This is a genomic window from Serratia sp. CY37869, from assembly GCF_052168895.1.
Classification (GTDB): Bacteria; Pseudomonadota; Gammaproteobacteria; order Enterobacterales; family Enterobacteriaceae; genus Serratia; species Serratia ureilytica.
Genome location: NZ_JBJNLU010000006.1, coordinates 1 through 24782, shown reverse-complemented (window position 1 = coordinate 24782; position 24782 = coordinate 1). Strand labels below are relative to the sequence as shown.

Sequence of the window (24782 nt, the reverse complement as noted above, 5' to 3'; positions counted from 1 at the left end):
TTACAGAGGTCAGAGCAGATTAACGCGTTGATATTCCATATTTTTGTTATAGACACGCCACCATTTCGTCATGTCCAAATCAAAAAAACGTCATATTTTCCTTTTCCCCGGCACCGGTTGTCACTGATAATGCGCGGCGTTCATGTCCACAAACTGGCGTAACGCTTATGCTGCATTTGTTCGCTGGCCTGGATTTCCATACCGGCCTGATGTTAATTCTCGCATTGTTGTTCGTGTTGTTTTATGAAGCCATCAACGGTTTTCATGATACGGCCAATGCGGTCGCTACAGTTATTTATACCCGCGCCATGCGCTCGCAACTTGCGGTCGTGATGGCAGGTTTGTTCAACTTTCTTGGCGTAATGCTCGGCGGTTTGAGTGTTGCTTACGCCATCGTCCACTTGTTGCCTACCGATCTGTTGTTGAACGTCAGTTCAGCACACGGATTAGCCATGGTCTTCTCCATGCTGTTGGCGGCAATCATCTGGAACCTCGGCACCTGGTATTTCGGTCTGCCGGCGTCCAGTTCCCATACGCTGATAGGCGCAATCATCGGTGTCGGTTTAACCAACGCCCTGATGACCCACACTTCGGTCGTGGATGCGCTTAACGTCCCGAAAATGATTGGCATTTTCCTTTCTCTGCTGTTCTCGCCGCTGGTCGGCATGATGGTGGCGGGAGTGATGGTGTTCGCCTTGCGCCGCTATTGGAGTGGCACCAAGAAACGCCAGCGTATCCACATGACCCCAGCGGAACGTGAAAAGGTCGACGGCAAACGCAAGCCGCCGTTCTGGACCCGTATCGCGCTGATCCTGTCGGCGATTGGCGTCAGCTTCTCGCACGGCGCCAACGACGGTCAGAAAGGCATCGGCCTTATCATGCTGGTGTTGATCGGCGTTGCCCCGGCCGGCTTCGTGGTCAATATGAATGCAACCGGTTATGACATCACCCGTACGCGTGACGCCGTGACCCACCTGCAGCAATATTACCAGCAGCACGGCGACGCGCTGTCGCATGCGGTGTCGTTGACGCCGCTGGTGCCAAGCCCGGATGACGAAGCCACGCCTGGCAAACCGGCCGAGTTCCACTGCGACAGTTCGCGCGCCATGCCGGCGATCGAGCTGGCTCAGGGCATGCTGACCAACCTGCAAAGCTACGATCAGTTGACGGTTGAGCAGCGCAGCCATTTGCGCCGCCTGCTGATGTGCGTGACCGACACGGCGGATAAAGTCGCCAAGCTGCCGGAAACCTCATCCGCCGACCAGCGCTTCCTGAAGAACCTGCGTCAGGATCTGCTGCAGACCGTCGAGTACGCGCCGATGTGGATCATCGTCGCCGTCGCGCTGGCGCTGTCGCTCGGCACCATGGTGGGCTGGAAACGCGTAGCCACCACCATCGGCGAGAAGATCGGCAAGAAAGGCATGACCTACGCCCAGGGCGTATCGGCCCAGATGACCGCGGCGCTGTCGATCGGCGTGGCGAGTTATACCGGCATGCCGGTCTCCACCACCCACGTTCTCTCTTCGGCGGTTGCCGGGACGATGATCGTGGACGGCGGCGGTGTGCAGAGCAAAACCGTGAAGAACATCCTGTTGGCTTGGGTGCTCACCCTGCCAATCTCGATTCTGCTTTCCGGTGCGCTGTATTGGGTCGCGTTGAAGCTGATCTAAGCGACAAGCATCATGAGGAAGGCGGCCGCATGGCCGCCTTTTTTTTTGCCTGCATCAAGGGAAACAGAAAGGCATTAATACCAAATCATCATCGCTATCAGGCAGATGACCACCAGGCCGCACAGGGCCGAAGTCAGCATAAACTGCCCGCGCACCCGCTCACAGCGGCGAATAAACTCCGGATCGTGGTGCTCGACATAGCGCTGCGCGAAAATATAACGCACCAGCCTCAGCTGCTTGCTGGGTTGGCCGTGGGCGGTAAAGAAACCGCCGCCGTCGACATATTGGTACAGCAGCGGGTCACAGCCGCGCAATACCACCAGCAGCGCGCGCAGAGAAGAGTAATACCGCACCATGTTAACCACACACACCACACACAAGGCCCAAAACAGCGCGACGGTACTGATCATGATTGCCCCCTCAAGGCGTTGTTATCCGCGGCCATCCGCCGGGTCCAACCGCCCTACCTCATTACCCGATACTCTGCTGGAGCTTACCGCTCTCATCCCCTTTTTTTGCCTGCACGGGCCACGCCCATAACCCACCGCCTCCGAAGACGTTGCCGCACCGCACGATGAGATTTGCACGGCATGGTTCTACTCAGAGGAGAAATGATGAGGCCCATATCCATCATTGTAGGTTAATGAAACGCAAACTGGCCTGAGCAGTGGATAAAATTTACCGCCCTGTGCCGAAAAGTCACCTGCCGGGGCGTTATAAGCGATAACCATCCGTTTCGATTATGTCGCATTTCTGGATAGTCTATCCCGCGCTGCGCCGCTGATCTTTCCCCCCACGCTGGCTAGACTCAGGTTTCCGTTACGCTTATCCAAGGAAACTGTTATGGCAAACCATTCAATCAAGGGAAAAACCGTCCTGATCGCCGGCGGCGCCAAGAACCTCGGCGGGCTGATCGCGCGCGATTTGGCTGAGCAAGGCGCCAAAGCGGTGGTGATCCACTACAACAGCGCCGCCTCCAAAACCGAGGCGGAGAAAACCGTCGCCGCCATTCAGGCCGCCGGGGCGCAAGGCGTCGCGCTGCAGGCCGATCTGACCACGGCGGGCGCGGTCGAGAAGCTGTTCGCCGATGCTGTCGCCGCCGTCGGCAAGCCGGATATCGCCATCAATACCGTCGGCAAGGTGCTGAAAAAGCCGCTGATCGACATCAGCGAAGCCGAGTATGACGAGATGACTGCGGTCAACGCCAAAACCGCGTTCTTCTTCCTGAAAGAAGCGGGTAAGCACCTTAACGACAACGGCAAAATCTGCACGCTGGTCACCTCGCTGCTCGGCGCCTTCACGCCGTTCTACGCCGCTTACGCCGGCACCAAAGCGCCGGTGGAGCATTTCACCCGCGCCGCCGCCAAGGAGTTCGGCGAGCGCGGCATCTCCGTGACGGCGGTCGGCCCCGGCCCGATGGATACCCCGTTCTTCTACCCGGCGGAAGGCGCGGACGCCGTGGCCTACCACAAGACGGCGGCGGCGCTGTCGCCATTCAGCCAAACCGGCCTGACCGATATCGAAGACGTGGTGCCGTTCATCCGTCATCTGGTCAGCGACGGCTGGTGGATAACCGGCCAAACCATCCTGATCAACGGCGGCTACACCACCAAATAAACCCGGCGGGGGCACCTATCGCCCCCGCACCTGCTCGCGCGCAACCGCGCCATGCGGCTACACTCTCTGTCAGAAACGGCGCCAAGGAACAGCAGGTCAACGAGATGGACAGATTCAATCAATACCGCGTATTCGTGCAGGTGGCGGAGATGGGCAGCTTTATCCGGGCGGCCCATGCGCTGGAGGTGCCGCGCGCCTCGGTGTCCGCCGCCGTTCAGCAACTGGAAACGCAGCTGGGCGTGCGCCTGCTGCACCGCACCACACGGCAAGTGCGGCTGACCGCCGACGGCGAACAGCTGCTCGAACGGCTGCGCCCGCTGCTGGCCGAGGTGGAGGATATCGATCAGTCGTTTCAGGCCAGCCAACGGCAGGCCTCCGGGCGGCTCAGCGTCGATGTGCCGAGCCGCATCGCCCGTCGGCTGATCGCGCCGGCGCTGCCCAGCCTGCTGCGGCGCCACCCTCATCTGCAGCTGGTGCTCGGCTCCGCCGATCGCGCCATCGATCTGGTGCAGGAAGGGGTCGACTGCGCGGTGCGCGTCGGCGATCTGCACGACAGCAGCCTGGTGATGCGCCCGCTCGGCCATATCGCGCTGATCAACTGCGCCAGCCCCGCCTACCTGAGCGAATTCGGCCATCCTCTTCATCCCGCCGATCTCGCCGAGGGGCACTGGAGCATCGGCTACGCCTCGCCCAGAACCGGCCGCGAATCCCCCTGGGAATACCTGACCGGCGACGGCCACACCCAGCGGCTCGACTTGCCCAGCCGGGTGGTGGTCAACAACGCCGAAAGCTATATCGCCTGCTGCCGCGCCGGGCTGGGATTGATGCAAATCCCGCGCTACGACGTGCAACACCTGCTCGACGCCGGTGAACTGGTGGAAGTCCTGCCCGGTTACCGCGCCGCCTCCATGCCGATCGCCCTGATCTACCCCCATCGCCGCCAGCGTTCCCGCCGTTTGGCGGTGTTTCACGAGTGGTTTGAAAGCCTGCTGCAACCGCATCTGGAGCGCTGATTGCACATTTAGCGCTATACTTTGTTTAATAACGCTTATAATTCAAGCGGTCAGACCGTTAAAACCCGCATAACCCTTAGGCTTTTTCGCCGCGCGGGTGTACAACGAAAGGTATCGTGCGCAGAGATTTTCGATGCGGCGCAGTGTGATCGCCCCAACATATCATTGCGTTATCCGAATGATACTATGGAACCAAAAGCGCCAGGCGGGTACACGGAACGCCTGCTAACCCTTTTTAATCGGCATGTTTATGGAAGGAGTATTCTTATGGCTTACAAACACATATTGATCGCGGTAGACCTATCCCCGGAAAGCAAGATCCTGGTAGAAAAAGCCGTCTCTATGGCGCGGCCGTATAACGCCAAAGTTTCTCTGATCCACGTCGATGTCAACTATTCCGATCTCTATACTGGCCTTATCGACGTCAATCTCGGCGACATGCAAAAGCGCATCTCTGAAGAAACCCACCAGGCGCTGACCGAGCTGTCGCAAAACGCCGGCTACCCGATCACCGAGACCCTGAGCGGCAGCGGCGATCTGGCGCAGGTGCTGGTGGACGCCATCAAGAAATACGACATGGATCTGGTGCTGTGCGGCCACCACCAGGACTTCTGGAGCAAACTGATGTCTTCCGCTCGCCAGCTGATCAATACCGTGCACATCGATATGCTGATCGTGCCGCTGCGCGACGAAGAAGACGAATAAAGTAAGCGCCTGCTAACTTAACTGCCCAACGCCCGCGCCCTGCGGGCGTTTTTCATGCCGCTACGCCGATTAATCGCTTGATAATCAACCGCCCTCCGATGATATAGTCGCTAAAGACACAACATCCTCCCCCGAGCATCACCTATACCCAAATCTATAAGAAATAGCGGGGGAAAATTTAATGCTAAAAGGAGTTATCCATGGAATATGCCGTATCGGTAGAGTCTTTCCTGTCCTCGTTACAACGCCATAACCCCCACCAGCCGGAATATCTGCAGGCCGTGCGCGAAGTGTTCACCTCGCTGTGGCCATTTATCGAGCGCAACCCGCGCTATCGCGAACAGGCGCTGCTGGAGCGCCTGGTGGAGCCCGAGCGCATCATTCAGTTCCGCGTCAGCTGGGTGGACGATCGCGGCCAGGTGCAGGTCAATCGCGCCTTTCGTGTCCAGTTCAACTCGGCCATCGGCCCCTACAAGGGCGGCATGCGCTTCCACCCGTCGGTGAACCTGTCGATCCTGAAGTTCCTCGGCTTTGAGCAGACCTTCAAGAATGCGCTGACCACCCTGCCGATGGGCGGCGGCAAAGGCGGCTCCGATTTCGATCCGAAGGGCAAAAGCCAGGGCGAGATCATGCGTTTCTGCCAGGCGCTGATGACCGAACTGTATCGCCACTTGGGCCCGGACACCGACGTGCCGGCCGGCGACATCGGCGTCGGCGGCCGTGAAGTCGGCTTTATGGCCGGCATGATGAAGAAACTGTCCAACAACACCGCCTGCGTGTTTACCGGCAAAGGGCTCTCCTTCGGCGGCAGCCTGATCCGCCCCGAGGCGACCGGCTACGGCCTGGTGTACTTTACCGACGCCATGCTGCAGCGCCACGGCTTGGGCTTTGAGGGCATGCGGGTGGCGGTGTCCGGCTCCGGCAACGTGGCGCAGTACACCATCGAGAAAGCGTTGGAGCTGGACGCGCGCGTGATCACCGTGTCGGATTCCGGCGGCACTCTGGTGGACGAAGACGGCTTCACCACCGAGAAGCTGGCGCACCTGGCGGAGATCAAAAACCAGCGCTACGGCCGGGTGGCGGACTATGCCCGCGAACGCGGCCTGACCTACCTGGCGGGCCAGCAGCCGTGGAACGTGCCGGTGGATATCGCCCTGCCGTGCGCCACCCAGAACGAACTGGACCTCGAGGCGGCGCAGACGCTGATCCGCAATGGGGTGAAAGCGGTGGCGGAAGGCGCCAACATGCCGACCACCATCCAGGCCACCGACGCCTTCCTCGACGCCGGGGTGCTGTTCGCGCCCGGCAAGGCGGCCAACGCCGGCGGCGTAGCCACCTCGGGGCTGGAGATGGCGCAAAACGCCGCGCGCATCGGCTGGCGGGCGGAAAAAGTGGATGTACGTTTACAACATATCATGGCGGATATTCACCATGCCTGCGTGGAATACGGCGGCGAGGGCAAGCAAACCCACTATGTACACGGCGCGAATATCGCCGGTTTCGTTAAGGTTGCGGAGGCGATGCTGGCCCAGGGCGTGCTGTAATCGGGCGCAAAGGTGATCTTGTTCACACATCGATTAAATGCTTCAATGCCGGCCTCTGCGCCGGCATTTTTTTCCGCGTCCAAGCCATCAAAATGATGCATGAAAGTTAATTAAAGGTTAATAAAAAGTTATTTATGGCCGTTTAATTGGTAGTAAGTTTACCACCACCAAATAATTAAACATTTATTTAACACTAAATACGCCAGTATTTTACTTAAATGTGCGCAGATCACATTTTATTAACTTCAGCTACGCCCCCTCTTCCATTCCTTTGTAATCTGCAGCGGTGGAAAAACCGCCACCCCTACAGATAAAAAAAGGTACAGCTAATGAAATTTAACCTCGCATTATTAAATGCATGTGTGGTTTCTGCGTGCATGTTATCGACAACACCTGTGTTCGCCGCTGATAAATATGAGATTGCCGTGGTCGCCAAAGTGACCGGCATTCCGTGGTTCAACCGCATGGAAGTGGGCGTCAACGAAGCGGCGAAAAAACTCGACGTCAACGCTTACCAGACCGGCCCGTCTACGCCGGATCCGGCTGCGCAGGTCAAGGTGATTGAGGATCTGATCGCCAAGAACGTCAACGCCATCATCGTGGTGCCGAACGACGCCAAGGTGCTGGAGCCGGTGCTGAAAAAAGCGCGCGACAAAGGCATCGTGGTGCTGACCCATGAATCCCCGGACCAGCAGATCGGCCAGTGGGACATCGAGACCATCGACAGCGAGAAATACGCGCAGGCCAACGTCGATGAGCTGGCGAAAGACATGGGCGGCAAAGGCGGCTACGCGATCTACGTCGGCTCGCTGACTGTGCCGTTGCACAACGCCTGGGCCGATTCCGCCATCAAATACCAGAAAGAAAAATACCCGGACATGTTTGAAGTCACCTCGCGCTTGCCGGTGGCGGAAAGCATCGACAAATCCTACGCCACCACGCTGGATCTGATGAAAACCTATCCGCAGATGAAGGGCATCATCGGCTTCGGTTCGCTCGGCCCAATCGGCGCCGGCCAGGCGGTGGCCAAGAAACGCGCCAAGGACAAAATCGCGGTGGTGGGCATCGCCATGCCGGCGCAGGCCGCTCCTTACCTGATGCGCGGCGACATCAAGAAAGCGCTGCTGTGGGATCCGAAAGACGCCGGTTATGCGCTGGTGACGGTGGCCGACCAGCTGCTGCAGGGCAAAGAAGTGAATAAGGACCTGTCGATCGAGGGCCTCGGCAAAGCCGACGTCGATATGGAACACAAAGTGATTCGGTTTAATAAGATTTTGGAAGTGACCAAAGACAACGCCCAATCGCTCGGATTCTGATTTTTCGCGTAATTTCGCCACACCGGGAAAGTAGTTAAACCCTCGTAGGGGCGCAGCAACGCTGCGCCCAGGGCTTCGGCCGCTACGCAAGCACAGGTTAACGTTATGACAGCCTCCCCCGCATTTATCACCCTGGAGAATATCAGCAAGCGATTCCCAGGCGTGCTGGCATTAGACCAGATCAACCTGACGCTGAATAAAGGCGAAGTGCACTGCCTGGCCGGGCAAAACGGCTGCGGCAAAAGCACCATCATTAAAATCATCTCCGGCGTCTATCAGCCGGAAAAAGGCGCCAATATTTCGCTGGAAGGCAAACTCTTCCACGCCCTGACGCCGCAGCTGTCCGGTTATTACGGCATACAGGTGATCTACCAGGACCTGTCGCTGTTCCCTAACCTGACGGTGGCGGAAAACATCGCCATCCACCGTTACCTGCCCGGCGGCCACTTCTGGGTGCACAAGCGGGTGATGCGCCAGACGGCGCTGGACGCCATGGCGCGGGTCGGCGTACACATCGATCCCGATAAAAAAGTAGAAAAACTGTCGATCGCCGATCGGCAGCTGGTGGCGATTTGCCGCGCCATCGCCGCCGAAGCGCGCTTGGTTATCATGGACGAACCGACCGCCTCGCTGACCCGCCAGGAGGTCGACGGCCTGCTGCGGGTGGTCAACGAACTGAAGGCGGCCGGCATCTGCGTGGTGTTCGTCAGCCACCGATTGGATGAAGTGATGGAAGTCGCCGATCGCATCAGCGTGATGCGCGACGGCAAGCTGGTGGGCACCTGGCCGGCCAGCGAACTGGACAGCCATGAACTGGCGTTCCTGATGACCGGCCAACGCTTTCATTACAGCCCGCTGCCCCCGCTGCCGCCGGCCGAACAGGCGCCGCTGCTCGAGGTGCGCAACCTCAGCCGCGGCGAGAAATACCGCAACGTCAATCTGGCGCTGCGCGGCGGCGAGATCGTCTCGATCGTCGGCCTGCTCGGCGCCGGCCGCACCGAACTGTGCCTCAGCCTGTTCGGCATGACGCGGCCGGACAGCGGCGAGATCCGCATCGAGGGCCGGTCGGTGCAGCTGCACAACAACCGCGAAGCGGTGCGCCACGGCATCGGCTACGTGTCGGAAGATCGTCTGACGCAGGGATTGATCATGGAGCAATCGATCTACGACAACACCATCGTCACCGTCTTCGATCGGCTGCATACCTCGCTTGGATTGCTGGATCACGCCAAGGCGACCGAGCTGGTTAACCGGCTGATCCGCGATCTGAACATCAAGGTGTCCGACAGCGCATTGCCGGTGAAAACCCTGTCCGGCGGCAACGCCCAGCGCATCGCCATCGCCAAGTGGGTGGCGACCCAGCCGAAGATCCTGATCCTCGACTCGCCCACCGTCGGCGTGGACATCGCCAACAAAGAGGGGATCTACCAGATCGCCCGCGATCTGGCGCAGCTGGGCATGGCGGTGCTGATGATCTGCGACGAGATCCCAGAAGCCTATTACAACAGCCATCGGGTGATGGTGATGCGCAAAGGCGAACTGATCGCCGAATTCGCGCCGCACCAGAGTACCGAACAACAGATCGCCGAGGTGGTGAATGGATAAGTCATTATTGGCCCGCCTGGCCGGGCGGCACGAGTTTTATCTCGGCCTGCTGGTGCTGCTGCTGGCGATCGGCCTGAGCGCCGGCACCGATGAGTTTCTGACGCTCGGCAACCTGACCGACGTCGCCACCAGCTACGCCATTCTCGGCATCCTGGCCTGCGGGCTGTTCGTGGTGCTGATCGCCGGCGGCATCGACATTTCGTTCCCGGCGGTCACCGCCATCGCGCAGTATGTGATGGCCAGTTGGGTGATCCAGCACGGCGGCAGCTTCCCGCTGGCGTTCGCCCTGGCGATTGGCGTCGGCCTGCTGCTCGGGCTGGTGAACGGTTTCCTGGTGTACTGGCTGAAGGTGCCGGCGATCATCATCACCATCGCCACCCTTAACCTGTTCTACGGCCTGCTGGTATACGCCACCAACGGCACCTGGCTGTACGGCTTCCCGGACTGGTTCATGAACGGCATCAACTGGTTCTCGTTCCAGGGCGCCGACGGTTACGACTACGGCCTGACGCTGCCGCTGCTGTGCCTGCTGGCAACCATCGTCGTCACCGGCGTGCTGATGAACCGCACCCGGCTGGGGCGCCAGATCTACGCCATGGGCGGCAACCGCGACGCGGCGTCGCGCCTGGGGTTGAACCTGCTGCGGCTGCACTTCTGCGTCTACGGCTATATGGGCATTCTGGCCGGCGTCGCGGCGGTGGTGCAGGCGCAGATCACCCAGTCGGTGGCGCCCAACTCGCTGCTCGGCTTCGAGCTGACGGTATTGGCGGCGGTGGTGCTGGGCGGCACCAGCATGAGCGGCGGCCGCGGATCGTTGACCGGCACCCTGCTCGGCGTGGTGCTGCTGGCCTTCCTGCAAAACGGGCTGACGCTGCTCAGCGTCTCGGCCTATTGGCACCAGGTATTCAGCGGCGCGATCATTTTGATCAGCATCAGCACCACCGCCTGGAACGAAAAACGCAAGCTGCTCAAGGAGATCTGACATGACGCAGTTAACTCGGTTGATCCCAAACGATCGGATCATTCGCCTGCAGGGCGCGATCATCATCGCGGTGGCGCTGCTGTTCGCCGGGCTGCTCGGATCGCGCTTCTTCAGCCTCGGCAACTTCCAGTCGATCGCCTCGCAGCTGCCGATCCTCGGCCTGCTGGCGCTCGGCATGGGCATCACCATGCTGACCGGCGGCATCAACCTGTCGATCATCGCCGGCGCCAACGCCTGTTCGCTGGTGATGGCGGCGATCATCGTCAGCCATCCCGACCAGCCGCTGTTCCTGGCGCTGGCGCTGTTGGCCGGCCTGCTGGTGGCGGTGGCGATCGGCGCGCTCAACGGCGCGCTGGTAGCCTGGATAGGCGTCTCGCCCATCCTCGCCTCGCTCGGCACCATGACCCTGATCACCGGCCTGAATATTCTGCTGTCCAACGGCGCGGTGATCTCCGGCTTCCCGGCGGCGATTCAATTTCTCGGCAACGGCGCCGTGCTCGGCGTGCCGGTGGCGCTGATCCTGTTCCTGCTGGTGGCGGTGGGTCTGTGGCTGCTGCTGGAGCACACCACGCTGGGGCGCAGCCTGTACCTGATCGGCTCCAACGAGCAGGCCACCCGCTTCAGCGGCGTGAACACCGCGCGGGTGCAGATCACGGTGTATATCCTGTCGGCGCTGCTCGGCTGGGGCGCCGCCCTGCTGATGATGGCCAAGTTCAACTCGGCCAAGGCCGGCTACGGCGAATCTTATCTGCTGGTGACCATTCTGGCCTCGGTGCTGGGCGGCATTAACCCGGACGGCGGCTTCGGCCGCATTCTGGGGCTGGTGCTGGCGCTGATCGTGCTGCAAATGTTGGAAAGCGGCCTCAATTTGCTGGGGGTCAGCAGCTACCTGACCATGGCCCTGTGGGGCGGCGTGCTGATCCTGTTTATCGCGTTACAGAATCGAAAAGCCTGAGGAGAAAATAATGGCGAGCTATTTTATTGGCGTAGATGTGGGCACCGGAAGCGCGCGCGCGGGCGTATTCGATCTCAATGGCCGCATGGTCGGCCAGGCCAGCCGGGCCATCGATCTGTACCGGCCGAAGGCGGATTTCGTCGAGCAGTCGTCGGATAACATCTGGCAGGCGGTGTGCAATGCGGTGCGCGACGCGGTCAACCAGGCCGACATCAACCCGATCCAGGTCAAAGGGCTGGGCTTCGACGCCACCTGTTCGCTGGTGGTGCTGGATAAAGAAGGCAAACCGCTGACCGTCAGCCCCTCCGGCCGCACCGAGCAGAACATCATCGTGTGGATGGATCACCGGGCGATCGCCCAGGCCGAGCGCATCAACGCCACCAAACACCGGGTGCTGGACTTCGTCGGCGGCATCATTTCGCCGGAGATGCAGACGCCGAAACTGCTGTGGCTGAAGCAACACATGCCCACCACCTGGGCCAACGCCGGTTACCTGTTCGATCTGCCGGACTTCCTCACCTGGCGCGCCACCCAGGACGCCACCCGCTCGCTGTGCTCGACGGTGTGCAAGTGGACCTATCTCGGCCACGAGCAGCGTTGGGACAAGAGCTACTTCCAGCAGATCGGGCTGGAAGACGTGCTGGAACACGACGCCGCCAAGATCGGCAGCGACGTTAAAATGATGGGCGAGCCGCTGGGCCATGGCCTGACTCAGCGCGCCGCCAGCGAGATGGGGCTGATCGCCGGCACGGCGGTGAGCGTGTCAATCATCGACGCCCACGCCGGCACCCTCGGCACGCTGGGCGCCACCGGCGTCTCCGGCGAGGTGGCCGACTTCAACCGCCGCGTCGCGCTGATCGGCGGCACCTCCACCGGTCATATGGCGATGTCGCGCACCGCGCGCTTTATCGGCGGCGTTTGGGGGCCGTATTACTCGGCGATCCTGCCGGAATACTGGTTGAACGAAGGCGGCCAGTCCGCCACCGGCGCGCTGATCGACCACGTCATCCAGTCGCACCCGTGCTATCAGGAGCTGCTGGCGCAGGCGAAAACTCAGGGCCAGACCATCTATGAGGTGCTGAACGCCATTCTGCGCCGCATGGCCGGCGAGCCGGAGAACATCGCCTTCCTGACGCAGGACATTCACATGCTGCCGTACTTCCACGGCAACCGCTCGCCGCGCGCCAACCCGATGCTGACCGGCATCCTGACCGGGCTGAAGCTGTCGCGCACGCCGGAGGACATGGCGCTGCACTACCTGGCCACCATTCAGGCCATCGCGCTCGGCACCCGCCACATCATCGAAACCATGAACCACAGCGGCTACAGCATCGACACCATCATGGCCAGCGGCGGCGGCACCAAGAACCCGATCTTCGTGCAAGAGCACGCCAACGCTACCGGTTGCGCCATGCTGCTGCCGGAGGAGAGCGAAGCGATGCTGCTGGGCGGCGCGATGATGGGCACCGTGGCGGCCGGCGTGTTCGACACCTTGCCGGAGGCGATGAGCGCCATGAGCCGCATCGGCAAGACGGTGACGCCGCAGACCAACCAGATAAAAAGCTACTACGATCGCAAATACCGGGTGTTCCACGAGCTGTACAACGACCACATGAAATACCGCCGGTTGATGCAGGAGGAGGCGTGATGCAGCAAGAGTGGCGGCAGGCCGTGCAGGGCTGGCAAACCTACAGCCAGGAGCTGGCGCAGCTGGGCGAACGCCTCGATGCGCGCACCTGGCAACGGCTGCTGGCGCTGCTGGCCGACTGCCGCGGTAAAATCGCCGTCACCGGCGTCGGCACCTCGGGGATTGCGGCGCGCAAGATAGCCCATATGCTGGCCTGCGTGGAGCGGCCGGCGGTCTACCTCGACGCCACCGGCGCTGCGCACGGCGATCTGGGTTTTCTGCGCGCCGACGATCTGCTGATCCTGATCTCGCGCGGCGGCAATTCCGACGAGCTGACCCGCCTGCTGCCGACGCTGCAGGCCAAGGGGGTGACGCTGATCGCGGTGACGGAAAACCCGCATTCCGCCATCGCGCAGGCGGCGCAGCTGACGATCGCCACCGGGGTGCAAAAGGAGATAGATCCGCTGAACATGCTGGCCACCACCTCAATTGTGCTGGTGTTGGCGATCTTCGACGCCGCCTGCACCTGCCTGATGACGCGCAGCGGTTACGATAAGGACACCTTGCTGGCGGTGCATCCGGGCGGCGGCGTGGGGAAAAGTTTGCGGGAGGAAAACTGAGGGCCCGACACCGCGGGCCCGGCAGACATTACAGCGGCATGTAGATATCGAAACGGTGGCTTTTGGTCAGCGTGGCGGCGTGCGCCGGCACATCGGCCAGCGGCGGCGCGTAGTCCGGGCGTTTCACCACCACGCGCTTGGTCGCCAAACGGCGCGCCGGTTCCAGCAGGCCGTCGGCGTCATCGTCGCTGCCCACCAGCGATTGGAACACCCGCATCTCTTTCTTCACCAGCGCGCTTTTCTGCTTGTGCGGGAACATCGGATCGAGATACACCACCTCCGGGCGCGGGCTGAGATCCGCCAGCGCCGTCAGGCTGGAGGCGTGCAGCAGCGTCAGACGATCGCGCAGCCACGGGCCGATTTCCGCATCCTGATAGCCGCGCTGCAGGCCGTCGTCCAGCAACGCCGCCACCACCGGATTGCGCTCCAGCATCCGCACCCGGCAGCCCAGCGCCGCCAGCACGAAGGCGTCGCGCCCCAGCCCGGCGGTGGCGTCCACCACGTCCGGCAGGTAACTGCCCTTGATGCCGACCGCCTTGGCCACCGCCTCGCCGCGGCCGCCGCCGAAGCGGCGCCGGTGCGCCATGGCGCCGGAGACGAAATCGACGTAGATCCCGCCAAGCTTCGGCTCGTCGCGCTTGCGCAGCTCCAGCCGCTGCGGGGTCAGTACCAGCGCCATCGGCGCGTCGTCGTCGGACGTCAGCCGCCAGCGCTGCGCCAAAACAGACAAGGCGCCGGGATCGGCGCCTGCTTCACACAATAAACACACGCTCACGTGTCGGGTTATCCTTTAATGCCGTAATGGCGCAGCATAGCATCCAGCTGCGGCTCGCGGCCACGGAAGCGTTTGAACAGCGCCATCGGCTCTTCCGAACCGCCGCGCGACAGGATGTTGTCGAGGAAGGATTTGCCGGTCTCGGCGTTGAAAATCCCCTCTTCTTCGAAGCGCGAGTAGGCGTCGGCCGACAGCACTTCCGCCCACAGGTAGCTGTAGTAACCCGCCGCGTAGCCGCCGGCGAAGATGTGGCTGAAGGCGTGCGGGAAGCGGCCCCAGCTCGGCGAAGGCACCACCGCCACCATTTTCTTCACTTCCGCCAGCGTCGGCAGGATCTGCGCCCCTTTCTCCGGGCTGTATTCGAAGTGCATGCGGAAATCGAACAGACCGAACTCCAGCTGGCGCAGAATGAACAGCGCCGCCTGGTAATTCTTGGCCGCCAGCAGCTTGTCGAGCATGGCCTTCGGCAGCGGCTCGCCGCTCTGGTAGTGGCCGGAGATAAACGCCAGCGCTTCCGGCTCCCAGCACCAGTTTTCCATAAACTGGCTCGGCAGCTCGACCGCATCCCACGGCACCCCGTTGATGCCGGAGACGCCGGCGGTATCGATCTGCGTCAGCATGTGGTGCAGACCGTGGCCGAACTCGTGGAACAGCGTAGTCACTTCGTTATGGGTGAACAGCGCCGGCTGGTCGCCCAGCGGGCGGTTGAAGTTGCAGGTCAGGTAAGCGACCGGTTTTTGCAGCGTGCCGTCAGCCTTGCGCAGGCTGCCGACGCAGTCGTCCATCCAGGCGCCGCCGCGTTTGTTTTCGCGGGCGTACAGATCGAGGTAGAAGCTGCCGCGCAGTTCGCCGTCGGCGTCGAACAGATCGAAGAAGCGCACGTCCGGATGCCAGGTATCCACGTCTTTACGCTCTTTGGCGGTGATGCCGTAGATGCGTTTCACCACTTCGAACAGCCCTTCCACCACCCGCTGTTCCGGGAAGTACGGGCGCAGCTGCTCGTCGCTGATGGAGAACAGGTGCTGCTTTTGTTTTTCGCCGTAATAGGTGATGTCCCAGGCGTCGAGCTCGTCCACGCCATAGTGCTGTTTGGCGAAGGCGCGCAGCTGCGCCAGCTCCTGCTCGGCCTGCGGGCGGGCGCGCTTGGCCAGATCGCTCAGGAAGCCGATCACCTGCTCCGGGCTTTCCGCCATCTTGGTCGCCAGCGACTTGTCGGCGTAGGTGTCAAAGCCCAGCAGCTGAGCCAGCTCGTGGCGCAGCGCCAGCGTTTCCGCCATCACTTCGCTGTTGTCCCATTTGCCGGCGTTCGGCCCCTGGTCAGAGGCGCGGGTGGCGAAGGCGCGGTACATCTCTTCACGCAGCGCGCGGTTGTCGGCGTAGGTCAGCACCGGCAGGTAGCTCGGCATGTCCAGCGTCAGCAGCCAGCCGTCCTGCTCTTTGGCCTGCGCCATCGCCTGGGCCTGCGCCAGGGCGCTTTCCGGCAGGCCGCTCAGCTCGGCTTCGTCGGTAATCAGTTTGCTCCAGCCCATGGTGGCGTCGAGCACGTTGTTGCTGTAGGTGGAACCCAGCTCGGACAGGCGCGCGACGATCTCGCCGTAGCGCTGCTGTTTGTCCGCCGACAGGCCGATGCCCGACAGCTCGAAGTCGCGCAGCGCGTTGTCCACCGCCTTGCGCTGCGGCACGCTCAGCGTCTCGAACGCCGCGCCCTCTTTCAGGCTGCGGTAGGCCTGGTACAGCCCTTCGTGCTGGCCGACCCAGGTGCCGTACTCGGACAGCAGCGGCAGCGCCTGCTCATAGGCGGCGCGCAGCTCCGGGCTGTTTTTCACCGAGTTCAGGTGCCCGATCGGCGACCAGATGCGCGACAGGCGATCGTCCGACTCCGCCAACGGCTGACACAGATTGTCCCAGGTGAACGGCCCCGGCTGCGCGACCACGCGCTCTACCGCAGCGCGGCAGTCCGCCAGCGCGGATTGCACCGCAGGCACGATATCTTCAGGGCGGATCGCCGAAAACGGCGGCAGGGAAAACGGGGTCAGCAACGGATTTGTCATAGGGCAGTCCTGATTAGCGTTGGGGCCCGCCACGGGGGCGAGCCTTAAAATGCGTATGAATCTCTAACATGGAGCCAGGCAACAGGAAAATCAATGCCCGGCGTTGATCGTTCGTGCCTTAAACGGCGCATTGGCGAATGCGGGCGGCCAGCTCCGCCAGCTGTTCGTCGTCGGCGCGCGCCGCATCGTGGGAGGAGATATAACCTTCGTAACGCGTGAAAAACTTCGGCGAGGTCGATTCGATCGGCCGCCACTGCTCCAGCGACGCGGTGCCGTGCAGCGGGATCAGTTTGGCGTGCACATGGTCAACGCCGTAGCCCTCAAACACCATGCCGCAGCGGCCGACGTCGTCGAACGCGCGATCCAGCTGCTTTGCCACCCGCTTGGTCGCCAGCATCAACGCGCTCAGCACCTCGTCCGGCAGGTCAAACGCGTAGCTCGGGTGGTGCGCCTTGGGGATCACCACGCTGAAGCCGTCGGTGTTGGGAAAGATGGACAGGAACGCCAGATGGTCGTCGTCTTCCCAGATTTTATGGCACGGCGCCTTGCCCGCCACGATGTCGCAAAAAATGCAGCTCATCCTTTCTCCTTGTGATTCACAGCGTTTCAACCCGTTCGAATTCTTCGAATACCAGCCACATGTCCGGCGCAAAGCTCCCCTCGCGGGTAAAGAATGCCTGATGCCCCTCGCGCCAAAATGCCAGGCTTTTGTCGCCTTCGCCCTCTTTGGCCGCCATCTCGGCGGTCACCTGGTCGTAGCGCACCAGGCGCAGCGCCAGGGTCCTGATCACGCAGGCCGGTTCGCCGCGGCCATCGAGAACGATGCTGTAATCGCCGATCCTCGGGGTTTGTTCCCGACGATAGCTCGCATAGGAACTGCAGGTGGCGGTTTTATCCCCGCTCAGCACCAACCCCAGCAGTTCGTCGGCTAACGCGGGGCCGTCGCCGAACGCCCAGCGCGCCGCGTCGGGGTAATTCGCCAAAATCGCCTGTTTGCTCATCGTCCTGTCCCTTTCTGTTAACGTCTGCGGCAACGGAGTCCGGTTTTTCCCGGCCAGACAGTTTATACTGTGCAGATTATAAGCCTTATTGCATTGAATGCTCCGTCTGCGGAGCACAAGGAACCGCCACCCGTCATGTTAAGTTATCGCCACAGTTTCCACGCCGGCAACCACGCCGACGTGCTCAAACACACCGTTCAGAGCCTGATCATCGAGTCGCTGAAGGAAAAAGAGAAGCCGTTCCTGTATCTGGATACCCACTCGGGCGCGGGCCGTTATCAGCTCAGCGGCGAACACGCCGAGCGCACCGGCGAATACCTGGAAGGCATCGGCTTGCTGTGGCAACGCGACGATCTGCCCGAGGAGCTGGCGGCCTACATGAGCGTGGTGCACAACTTCAACCGTTCCGGCACGCTGCGCTACTATCCCGGCTCGCCGCTGATCGCCCGCCAGCTGCTGCGCCCGCAGGATAAAATTCACCTGACCGAGCTGCACCCGAGTGATTACCCGCTGCTGCGCAGCGAGTTCCAGAAAGACGAGCGCGCCAAAGTGCAGCGCGCCGACGGCTATCAGCAGCTGAAATCCCAGCTGCCACCACCGTCGCGCCGCGGCCTGATCCTGATGGACCCGCCGTATGAAATGAAGACCGATTACCAGGACGTGGTCAAAGGCATTCAGGAAGGCTACAAGCGTTTCGCCACCGGCACCTACGCGCTGTGGTACCCGGTGGTGATGCGCCAGCAGATCAAACGCATGCTGCGCGATCTGGAAGCCACCGGCATTCGCCGCATCCTGCAGATCGAGCTGGCGGTGAAACCCGACAGCGATCAGCGCGGCATGACCGCTTCCGGCATGATCGTCATCAACCCGCCGTGGAAGCTGGAACAGCAGATGAAAAACGTGCTGCCGTGGCTGCACAAGGTGCTGGTGCCGTCGGGCATCGGCCACCATCTGGTCAACTGGGTGGTACCGGAATAATCCCCGGCAGGGCGCGCTTTGCCGCGCCCTGCGTCCGCCTATCGCAGCCATCGACGCAATCTTTGCGACAAACCCCGGTCAGGCGTTAAACTCTTACCCTCTTCAAATTCACAACTCATGGAAATCCCAGATGACGAAACATTACGATTATCTAGCAATAGGCGGCGGCAGCGGCGGTATCGCATCGATCAACCGGGCAGCCATGTACGGCCAAAAGTGTGCGCTGATTGAAGCCAAAGAGCTGGGCGGCACCTGTGTAAACGTGGGTTGTGTACCGAAAAAAGTCATGTGGCACGCGGCGCAGATCGCCGAGGCCATCCATCAGTACGGCCCGGACTACGGCTTCGACACCACCGTCAACGCCTTCGACTGGAAAAAGCTGGTCGCCAACCGCACCGCCTATATCGACCGCATTCACAACTCCTACGATAACGTGCTGGGCAAGAACAAGGTTGACGTGATCAAAGGGTTCGCGCGCTTCGTGGATGCGCACACCGTGGAAGTGAACGGCGAAACCATCACCGCCGATCACATCCTGATCGCCACCGGCGGCCGCCCAAGCCATCCGGCTATTCCGGGCGCGGAATACGGTATCGACTCCGACGGCTTCTTTGAGCTGGACGCCATGCCGAAACGCGTCGCCGTGGTGGGCGCCGGCTATATCGCCGTAGAGATCGCCGGCGTGCTGAACGCGCTGGGCGCGGAAACGCACCTGTTCGTGCGCAAGCACGCGCCGCTGCGCACCTTCGATCCGATGATCGTCGACACCCTGGTGGAAGTGATGAACACCGAGGGGCCGAGCCTGCATACCGAATCGGTGCCGAAAGCAATCGTCAAGAACGCCGACGGCAGCCTGACGCTGCAGCTGGAAAACGGCAAGGCATTCACCGTCGACTGCCTGATTTGGGCCATCGGCCGCGAACCGGCGACCGACAACCTGAACCTCGGCGTGACCGGGGTGAAAACCAATGAGAAAGGCTACATCGACGTCGATAAGTTCCAGAACACCAACGTCAAAGGCATCTACGCGGTGGGCGACAACACCGGCGCGGTAGAACTGACCCCGGTCGCCGTGGCCGCTGGCCGCCGCCTGTCCGAGCGCCTGTTCAACAACAAGCCGGACGAGCACCTGGACTACAGCAACATCGCCACCGTGGTGTTCAGCCACCCGCCGATCGGCACCGTCGGCCTGACCGAGCCGGAAGCCATCGAGAAATTCGGCGCGGACAACGTGAAGGTGTACAAGTCCTCCTTCACCGCCATGTACAGCGCCGTGACGCAGCACCGCCAGCCGTGCCGCATGAAGCTGGTGTGCGCGGGTAAAGAAGAGAAAATCGTCGGCCTGCACGGCATCGGCTTCGGCATGGATGAAATCCTGCAGGGCTTCGCGGTAGCGGTGAAGATGGGCGCCACCAAGAAGGACTTCGACAACACCGTGGCTATCCACCCGACTGCGGCGGAAGAGTTCGTCACCATGCGCTGAGGCGCTACGTTTATCCCTCTCTCAGGCCGGGGTAAATACCGGCCTGTTCTTTTTGTGCGGTTTACTATTCCCTTCGCACCCGCCTGCTTTTTCTGCCATTATTCTGCCTGATAAATTAGCGGGACTGATACAAACCTCCCCGCGCCTCTGGAGAACGCCGATGCTGTTCAAACTATGCAAAACCCTTGCGATGGCCTGCGTGGCCCTGATTATCGCCCAGAGCAGCGCGCTCAGCTTTACCCTGGAAGTGGCGGGCAAGATCGACAACGTGACCGATCCGGTCAAAAAAAGCTATCTGTTCACCGATAAACAGCTGTTGGCGATGCCGGTGCACAGCATCACGACCTCCACCTCCTGGACGCCGCAGAGGAAGTTTGAAGGGATTTCGGTGGCCGACATCCTGGAGCGCGTCGGCGCCAAGGGCGAGACGCTGACCTTCTACGCGCTGAACGATTATTACATCGACGTGCCGTTGTCCGACGTCAAGAAGTACAACATGATCCTGGCCTACAAGATGGACGGGGAGATGCTGAAGCTCAGAAACTTCGGCCCGCTGTTCCTGGTTTACCCGCGTGACGCCGCCGGGCCTGAGCTGAACTCGCCGTTGTACAACTCGCGCTTTATCTGGCAAGTCGACAGGATCGTGATCAAATGAAGCTGACGACCTTTAAGAACGGCAGCAGGCTGGCGATACCGGCCATCTTCGCCGCGCTGTTTCTGGTGGCTTCGACCGTCACGCTCTATTACTACAGCGCCACCCTGTCGAAGAAAGGGCTGTATGCCATCGCCGGCACGCAGGAGAACTACTCCTGGTCGATCGCCAAGTTCTCCATCAAGCTGGCGGAATTCGACACGTTCGTCGAGCAGCAGAGCCACGCGCCGCAGGTGGACAACGACAACCTGCGGCTGCGGTTCGAAATCCTCTATTCGCGCTTTTACGTGCTGGAAACCGTCTCCGAATCCACGCAACCGCTGTACGCCGAGCCGGGCTACCCGGAAGTGGTCAAGCAGATGCGCCTGCAGATGGATCGCATCGATAAACTGCTGGATAACCCGAAAATCGACTTCAATCAGGTTTTCGCGGCCATGAAGGCCATTAAGCCTTACGCCATCGAAATGGCCAACCTGACCGACCACGCCGAGGTGAAGCAGCGCACCGCCGCCTATGAGGACTACATCGAGAAACGGCACATCATTTTCTATGGGCTGGTGATTGTCATGTTCTCGGTGATCGCGCTGATCGCCATCACCCTGATCGTGTTCCGTCAGCAGCGGCTGACCATTCGCCAGCAGGCCAAGGCGATCGAGGCGGAGAAAGCGACCCGCACCAAAAACGCCTTCCTCGGCGCCATCGGCCACGAGCTGCGCACCTCATTGCAGAGCGTGATGTCGGCCATCGACGTGCTGGTGAATACCCGGGTATCGGCGGAGCATGCGGACACCTTCCAGCGGCTGGAGACCGCCGCGCAGCAGATCGAAAGCCAAATGAAAGATCTGACCGACTACGCGCACCTCGACAGCGGCATGATGGAGCTGCGCATCGTGCCGTTCGACGCGCAGAAGCTGATCGCGGAGACCGCCAACGAAATCGCTACTTTGACCCGCAAAGAGCAGGTCAAACTGAGCTGCGAGGTGGAGTGCAGCCACCTGTTGGTGCATTCCGACCCGCTGCGCATCCGGCAGATTATCGTCAACCTGCTGACCAACGCCTACAAATACACCGAAAGCGGCAGCATTACGCTGCACAGCTGTCTGCGCCGTCAACCCGGCGGCAGTTCGTTGATTATCGAAGTGACCGACACCGGCATCGGTATCGAAAAAGACCAGCTCGATCAGATCTTCAGACCCTTTACCCAGTTGGATCAGTCGCATACCAAGCAATATGCCGGCGTGGGGATGGGGTTGGCGATCGTGCACGGCCTGGTGACGCTGCTCGACGGCACCATCACGGTGTACAGCGAAATCAAGAAGGGCAGCACCTTTATCGTCAGCATTCCGGTGCAGATCAGTGAAGAAGAACGCGCCGACGAGCCCGCCGCCGCCAATGCCTCTCTGCAGCAGAAACCGCAGCAGGTGCTGGTGGTGGATGACAACAAGTCGGTGGGTGACGCCTTTGCGGCGTTGCTGGATAAGCTGGGTTACCAGCACGAACTGTGCGACTCGCCGGAGCGCGCGCTGCAGAAACTGCTCAGACGCCCTTACGACGCGCTGTTGCTGGATCTGCAGATGCCGGGCATCGACGGCGCCGCCCTGGCCAGGCAGCTGCGCAATCGTCGCGGCCCCAACCGCCATGTGCCGATCATCGGCATCAGCGCCTACACGCCGGAGCAGCTCACGGCGGATCAGCGCGCGCTGTTCGACAACTACCTGATGAAGCCGGTTCGGCTGGATGCGCTGTCGAACGCGCTGGCCGAGGTGTTCCCCGCTAAAGATTAAAACAGCGTTGCAGTGCGGCTTCGATCACATGGAGCCGCACCGGTTTTTCATAAGGGCCGAGCACATCGTACTCGCGCATCGCCTGAGCGATTTCCGATTCGCGTCGATCGGTGCCCAGCTCACCGGTCAGCACCAGTACCGGCGCGTCCGGGTTGTCGGAGGCGCGGATGGTGGCGATACAGCGATCCGCCGTTTCTTCACCGATTAGCCAGTCCACCACGTAACCGTCGAACAGGCTTTGCTGCAACGCCTGACAGAAGCTGTCGACGTCGTAAAACGCCACCGCGTTGAAACCGCAGCCGCCAAGATACTTGGCCAACTCATCGGCCGCCTGATGCGAATCGTCCAATACCGCAATGCTCAGACGCTCGTCGTCGCCATAGCCGGGCCGGATTTCGATCAGCTCGACGCCATAACGCGGCCCTGCCGGCGCCTCATCGGCGCGATAGATATGCCATTGCCCCTCGATGCGCAGCGCCACAAATTCCGCCGGCCGCCCGGCGGGAAGCTCGTCGCCGATGTGCCCGACGCAAGGCATCGCGACCCCTGCCACAAAAAAGATGGCATCGCGCGCCATGTTCGGTTCGGCCGCCTCGTGTTCGGCACTCAAATCGGCGATCGCCGCCGGCGTTTCTCCGAGCGCGGCCGCGACGCTGTTGATCTGTTCCAGCGTCCAGGGGCTTTGCCCTTTCAATTTGCGGTGCGCATGTGAAAAACTCAGATCCAAGATGCGGCTGAGCTCTCGGGCATGCTGACGTTTTCCAATCCCGTAATGTAAAAACAGCTCTCTGACCCGATTGGCAATCGACTGTGAATCGAATTTTTGGTGATTGTTATCCATTTGTTCCTTCGATTTTTTTTACTGATTTATCAGTCGTTTTGATTATTTCTGCTGAAAAAGCCACATCTAAAACTAGCATCCCATGCAATTATGCGTTAAAAACGTTGCTTGACATACCATGTTGCATCGTCAAACATGGTATCAAAAGAGACATACAGCAATACACTATAAAAAAACAACACCAGCACGTTTTTTAATAATAACCATAGTAACACCAGGGAAAATTTGTTCCGTTGCCGCTACTGAGACGATGCTCACATCGCTCGGACTGCATAAGCAAAACGGGGCTTGAGCCTTTAGCGCTAATCTGTTTTACCCACTTTTGAGCCGGGATCCGTCAGGGTCCCGGTTTTTTATTGTCCTGACGCCGCGCCATCATACGTTCTCCCCCCACCGCCGCAAATAAAAACGGAGCCGGCATGCCGGCTCCGTTGTCGTTGTAATGACCGCTGAACGTCAGAAGCGCCAGGTGAAGCCGGCGTTGACGCTGTTATCCTGATGGTGCTGCGACAGCAGCCCGCCATAGCCCAGCGACAGCGAGGCGTTTTCGTTCACCGCCACTTCCGCCCCCGCCTTCAGCACCATGCCGTCACGCGACACCGGCACGCTGTCCACCACGAACGGCGCGTTGCCGCCGTTGAACCGCAGCCCGGTGCCGCGCTCCAGCCCGCCGTACTGGTGTTGCCATCCCAGCTCGCTACGCAGCGCCACCGTCGTGCCCGGGGTCACCTGCCACGCGGTGTCCGCACGCAGCCCCAGCGTCGACACCGTCGCATCCGTGTGCTGCTTGTCGCCGCGCAGCGCCGCCGCGCCGCCGCTTTCCGCGATGCCGTTGTTTTCGAAGTTCACGTACGCCAGGTTGACGAACGGCTCCAGGTTCAGCCACTCGCCCTGCACGCTGTAGCCCGCTTCCGCGAACAGCTGTTCGGTGCGCGCGCTGTACTTCGCCGTGTCACGGTCCGACTGCATCCCGTAGTTCACCGACCGTTTGGTGTCGATGCGGTGCCAGGTGTAGCCCGCCCCGCCACGCAGCGCCAGCGCCCCGAACTGCTTGTCGCCGTACGCCGCCAGGTGGTAGTTGTCGCTGTCCGCCTTCGACCCGTAGCCGCCGTGCAGCGAGGTGCGGGTGTAGCCGGTCGCCACCCCCAGCCGCCAGTCGGCCGCCGCCGCCGAGTCCAGCCCCACCAGTACCCCGTAGGTCGAGGCCTGATAGCCGGTGGCGTTGGCGTCGCCCGACGCGTGGTCCCACGCCCCCAGCAGCTGCGCCCAGGCGCCGTCCTCGTCCGCCTTGATGGCCGACGAGCTCGCCAGCCCTTCCGCCTGACGCAGACGCCCGTTCAGCGCCTCACGCAGGTAGCGGCTGTCGTTCACCAGCGCCGACGCGATATCCGCATGGATTTGCCCCGACAGCTGACGGAACGCCTGCCGCGCCTCGCCCGCCGTGCCGCTGTTAAGAACGCTTTCGTACACCGGGTTGCCCGCCGCCAGCGCATCCGCCGCCGCCGCCACCGCCCGCTCGTTCGGCGTCTGCGCCACGCTGGCGAAGCTCGTGCCGTTGCGCCC

The 24782-nt window shown here is 61.3% G+C and carries 22 protein-coding genes; 15 read left to right on the top strand and 7 right to left on the bottom strand.

What is annotated here, in order from left to right; all coding sequences use genetic code 11:
- Window positions 1–167: 167 nt before the first annotated feature.
- A complete protein-coding gene (gene pitA, locus ACJ8J1_RS22965; protein ID WP_033645348.1) occupies window positions 168–1670 on the top strand; it encodes an inorganic phosphate transporter PitA in 1503 nt (500 codons plus the stop codon).
- Between the two features lie 74 nt (window positions 1671–1744).
- On the opposite strand, the gene uspB is transcribed toward pitA, so the two are convergent.
- The gene (uspB, locus tag ACJ8J1_RS22960) at window positions 1745–2080 is read right to left on the bottom strand and encodes a universal stress protein UspB (protein WP_004930978.1); all 336 of its coding nucleotides are present in this window, start codon (window positions 2078–2080) and stop codon (window positions 1745–1747) included.
- Between the two features lie 433 nt (window positions 2081–2513).
- On the opposite strand from uspB, the gene ACJ8J1_RS22955 reads away from it, so the two are divergent.
- The 10 genes from ACJ8J1_RS22955 to ACJ8J1_RS22910 all read left to right on the top strand — a co-directional run bounded on the left by ACJ8J1_RS22955 (window position 2514) and on the right by ACJ8J1_RS22910 (window position 13654).
- Complete coding sequence (locus ACJ8J1_RS22955) at window positions 2514–3287, top strand: SDR family oxidoreductase (protein ID WP_033645349.1); 774 nt, start codon at window positions 2514–2516, stop codon at window positions 3285–3287.
- A gap of 104 nt (window positions 3288–3391) precedes the next feature.
- On the top strand, window positions 3392–4300 hold the full coding sequence (locus ACJ8J1_RS22950; protein ID WP_033645350.1) for a LysR family transcriptional regulator: 909 nt from the start codon (window positions 3392–3394) through the stop codon (window positions 4298–4300).
- A 267-nt stretch (window positions 4301–4567) separates the two neighbouring features.
- A complete protein-coding gene (gene uspA / locus ACJ8J1_RS22945; RefSeq protein WP_004930988.1) occupies window positions 4568–5005 on the top strand; it encodes a universal stress protein UspA in 438 nt (145 codons plus the stop codon).
- Window positions 5006–5205: 200 nt separating this feature from the next.
- The gene (gdhA, locus tag ACJ8J1_RS22940) at window positions 5206–6549 is read left to right on the top strand and encodes an NADP-specific glutamate dehydrogenase (RefSeq protein ID WP_021505207.1); all 1344 of its coding nucleotides are present in this window, start codon (window positions 5206–5208) and stop codon (window positions 6547–6549) included.
- 329 nt (window positions 6550–6878) lie between these two features.
- Window positions 6879–7865, top strand: coding sequence for an autoinducer 2 ABC transporter substrate-binding protein (locus tag ACJ8J1_RS22935; RefSeq protein ID WP_033636379.1), 987 nt, complete (start codon window positions 6879–6881; stop codon window positions 7863–7865).
- A gap of 105 nt (window positions 7866–7970) precedes the next feature.
- Window positions 7971–9470 carry a sugar ABC transporter ATP-binding protein gene (locus ACJ8J1_RS22930; protein ID WP_033645351.1) on the top strand — a complete coding sequence of 500 codons (1500 nt, stop codon included), beginning with the start codon at window positions 7971–7973 and terminating at the stop codon, window positions 9468–9470.
- On the top strand, window positions 9463–10452 hold the full coding sequence (locus ACJ8J1_RS22925) for an ABC transporter permease (RefSeq protein ID WP_015379367.1): 990 nt from the start codon (window positions 9463–9465) through the stop codon (window positions 10450–10452). The genes ACJ8J1_RS22930 and ACJ8J1_RS22925 overlap by 8 nt, the downstream gene beginning before the upstream one ends.
- Before the next feature lies 1 nt (window position 10453).
- Complete coding sequence (locus ACJ8J1_RS22920; RefSeq protein WP_033645352.1) at window positions 10454–11407, top strand: ABC transporter permease; 954 nt, start codon at window positions 10454–10456, stop codon at window positions 11405–11407.
- 10 nt (window positions 11408–11417) lie between these two features.
- The gene (locus ACJ8J1_RS22915) at window positions 11418–13055 is read left to right on the top strand and encodes an FGGY-family carbohydrate kinase (protein WP_033645353.1); all 1638 of its coding nucleotides are present in this window, start codon (window positions 11418–11420) and stop codon (window positions 13053–13055) included.
- Window positions 13055–13654 (top strand): KpsF/GutQ family sugar-phosphate isomerase, encoded by a 600-nt coding sequence (locus ACJ8J1_RS22910; protein ID WP_033645354.1) that lies wholly within the window; start codon window positions 13055–13057, stop codon window positions 13652–13654. The genes ACJ8J1_RS22915 and ACJ8J1_RS22910 overlap by 1 nt, the downstream gene beginning before the upstream one ends.
- 28 nt (window positions 13655–13682) lie before the next feature.
- Here ACJ8J1_RS22910 and rsmJ read toward each other — a convergent pair whose 3' ends face one another.
- The 4 genes from rsmJ to ACJ8J1_RS22890 all read right to left on the bottom strand — a co-directional run bounded on the left by rsmJ (window position 13683) and on the right by ACJ8J1_RS22890 (window position 17481).
- A complete protein-coding gene (gene rsmJ / locus ACJ8J1_RS22905) occupies window positions 13683–14429 on the bottom strand; it encodes a 16S rRNA (guanine(1516)-N(2))-methyltransferase RsmJ (protein WP_033645355.1) in 747 nt (248 codons plus the stop codon).
- Window positions 14430–14437: 8 nt separating this feature from the next.
- Complete coding sequence (gene prlC, locus ACJ8J1_RS22900; RefSeq protein ID WP_033645356.1) at window positions 14438–16480, bottom strand: oligopeptidase A; 2043 nt, start codon at window positions 16478–16480, stop codon at window positions 14438–14440.
- Between the two features lie 118 nt (window positions 16481–16598).
- The gene (locus ACJ8J1_RS22895; RefSeq protein ID WP_033645357.1) at window positions 16599–17060 is read right to left on the bottom strand and encodes an HIT family protein; all 462 of its coding nucleotides are present in this window, start codon (window positions 17058–17060) and stop codon (window positions 16599–16601) included.
- A gap of 16 nt (window positions 17061–17076) precedes the next feature.
- A complete protein-coding gene (locus tag ACJ8J1_RS22890) occupies window positions 17077–17481 on the bottom strand; it encodes an ASCH domain-containing protein (protein WP_025304616.1) in 405 nt (134 codons plus the stop codon).
- A 135-nt stretch (window positions 17482–17616) separates the two neighbouring features.
- Here ACJ8J1_RS22890 and ACJ8J1_RS22885 point away from each other — a divergent pair, with 135 nt between their 5' ends.
- The 4 genes from ACJ8J1_RS22885 (at window position 17617) to ACJ8J1_RS22870 (ending at window position 22378) form a co-directional block, all read left to right on the top strand.
- The gene (locus tag ACJ8J1_RS22885; protein WP_033636386.1) at window positions 17617–18459 is read left to right on the top strand and encodes a 23S rRNA (adenine(2030)-N(6))-methyltransferase RlmJ; all 843 of its coding nucleotides are present in this window, start codon (window positions 17617–17619) and stop codon (window positions 18457–18459) included.
- Window positions 18460–18589: 130 nt separating this feature from the next.
- Window positions 18590–19942 (top strand): glutathione-disulfide reductase, encoded by a 1353-nt coding sequence (gene gorA, locus ACJ8J1_RS22880; protein ID WP_033645358.1) that lies wholly within the window; start codon window positions 18590–18592, stop codon window positions 19940–19942.
- Between the two features lie 160 nt (window positions 19943–20102).
- Window positions 20103–20597 carry a molybdopterin-dependent oxidoreductase gene (locus tag ACJ8J1_RS22875; protein WP_033645359.1) on the top strand — a complete coding sequence of 165 codons (495 nt, stop codon included), beginning with the start codon at window positions 20103–20105 and terminating at the stop codon, window positions 20595–20597.
- Window positions 20594–22378, top strand: coding sequence for an ATP-binding response regulator (locus ACJ8J1_RS22870; protein WP_033645360.1), 1785 nt, complete (start codon window positions 20594–20596; stop codon window positions 22376–22378). Before ACJ8J1_RS22875 ends, ACJ8J1_RS22870 begins: the two co-directional genes overlap by 4 nt.
- On the opposite strand, the gene ACJ8J1_RS22865 is transcribed toward ACJ8J1_RS22870, so the two are convergent.
- Window positions 22368–23219, bottom strand: a complete 852-nt coding sequence (locus tag ACJ8J1_RS22865; protein ID WP_033645361.1) for a helix-turn-helix domain-containing protein — start codon at window positions 23217–23219, stop codon at window positions 22368–22370. The two genes, ACJ8J1_RS22870 and ACJ8J1_RS22865, sit on opposite strands and share 11 nt — an antisense overlap.
- Window positions 23220–23675: 456 nt before the next feature.
- On the bottom strand, window positions 23676–24782 hold a 1107-nt coding region (locus ACJ8J1_RS22860), incomplete at its 5' end, for an autotransporter outer membrane beta-barrel domain-containing protein (protein ID WP_442520431.1).

Excerpts from the sequence above, each read along its gene's own strand:
- pitA (WP_033645348.1), top strand. The coding sequence starts at position 168 with ATGCTGCATTTGTTCGCTGGCCTGGATTTCCATACCGGCCTGATGTTA.
- uspB (WP_004930978.1), bottom strand. The coding sequence starts at position 2,080 with ATGATCAGTACCGTCGCGCTGTTTTGGGCCTTGTGTGTGGTGTGTGTG.
- ACJ8J1_RS22955 (WP_033645349.1), top strand. The coding sequence starts at position 2,514 with ATGGCAAACCATTCAATCAAGGGAAAAACCGTCCTGATCGCCGGCGGC.
- ACJ8J1_RS22950 (WP_033645350.1), top strand. The coding sequence starts at position 3,392 with ATGGACAGATTCAATCAATACCGCGTATTCGTGCAGGTGGCGGAGATG.
- uspA (WP_004930988.1), top strand. The coding sequence starts at position 4,568 with ATGGCTTACAAACACATATTGATCGCGGTAGACCTATCCCCGGAAAGC.
- gdhA (WP_021505207.1), top strand. The coding sequence starts at position 5,206 with ATGGAATATGCCGTATCGGTAGAGTCTTTCCTGTCCTCGTTACAACGC.
- ACJ8J1_RS22935 (WP_033636379.1), top strand. The coding sequence starts at position 6,879 with ATGAAATTTAACCTCGCATTATTAAATGCATGTGTGGTTTCTGCGTGC.
- ACJ8J1_RS22930 (WP_033645351.1), top strand. The coding sequence starts at position 7,971 with ATGACAGCCTCCCCCGCATTTATCACCCTGGAGAATATCAGCAAGCGA.
- ACJ8J1_RS22925 (WP_015379367.1), top strand. The coding sequence starts at position 9,463 with ATGGATAAGTCATTATTGGCCCGCCTGGCCGGGCGGCACGAGTTTTAT.
- ACJ8J1_RS22920 (WP_033645352.1), top strand. The coding sequence starts at position 10,454 with ATGACGCAGTTAACTCGGTTGATCCCAAACGATCGGATCATTCGCCTG.
- ACJ8J1_RS22915 (WP_033645353.1), top strand. The coding sequence starts at position 11,418 with ATGGCGAGCTATTTTATTGGCGTAGATGTGGGCACCGGAAGCGCGCGC.
- ACJ8J1_RS22910 (WP_033645354.1), top strand. The coding sequence starts at position 13,055 with ATGCAGCAAGAGTGGCGGCAGGCCGTGCAGGGCTGGCAAACCTACAGC.
- prlC (WP_033645356.1), bottom strand. The coding sequence starts at position 16,480 with ATGACAAATCCGTTGCTGACCCCGTTTTCCCTGCCGCCGTTTTCGGCG.
- ACJ8J1_RS22895 (WP_033645357.1), bottom strand. The coding sequence starts at position 17,060 with ATGAGCTGCATTTTTTGCGACATCGTGGCGGGCAAGGCGCCGTGCCAT.
- ACJ8J1_RS22890 (WP_025304616.1), bottom strand. The coding sequence starts at position 17,481 with ATGAGCAAACAGGCGATTTTGGCGAATTACCCCGACGCGGCGCGCTGG.
- ACJ8J1_RS22885 (WP_033636386.1), top strand. The coding sequence starts at position 17,617 with ATGTTAAGTTATCGCCACAGTTTCCACGCCGGCAACCACGCCGACGTG.
- gorA (WP_033645358.1), top strand. The coding sequence starts at position 18,590 with ATGACGAAACATTACGATTATCTAGCAATAGGCGGCGGCAGCGGCGGT.
- ACJ8J1_RS22875 (WP_033645359.1), top strand. The coding sequence starts at position 20,103 with ATGCTGTTCAAACTATGCAAAACCCTTGCGATGGCCTGCGTGGCCCTG.
- ACJ8J1_RS22870 (WP_033645360.1), top strand. The coding sequence starts at position 20,594 with ATGAAGCTGACGACCTTTAAGAACGGCAGCAGGCTGGCGATACCGGCC.
- ACJ8J1_RS22865 (WP_033645361.1), bottom strand. The coding sequence starts at position 23,219 with ATGGATAACAATCACCAAAAATTCGATTCACAGTCGATTGCCAATCGG.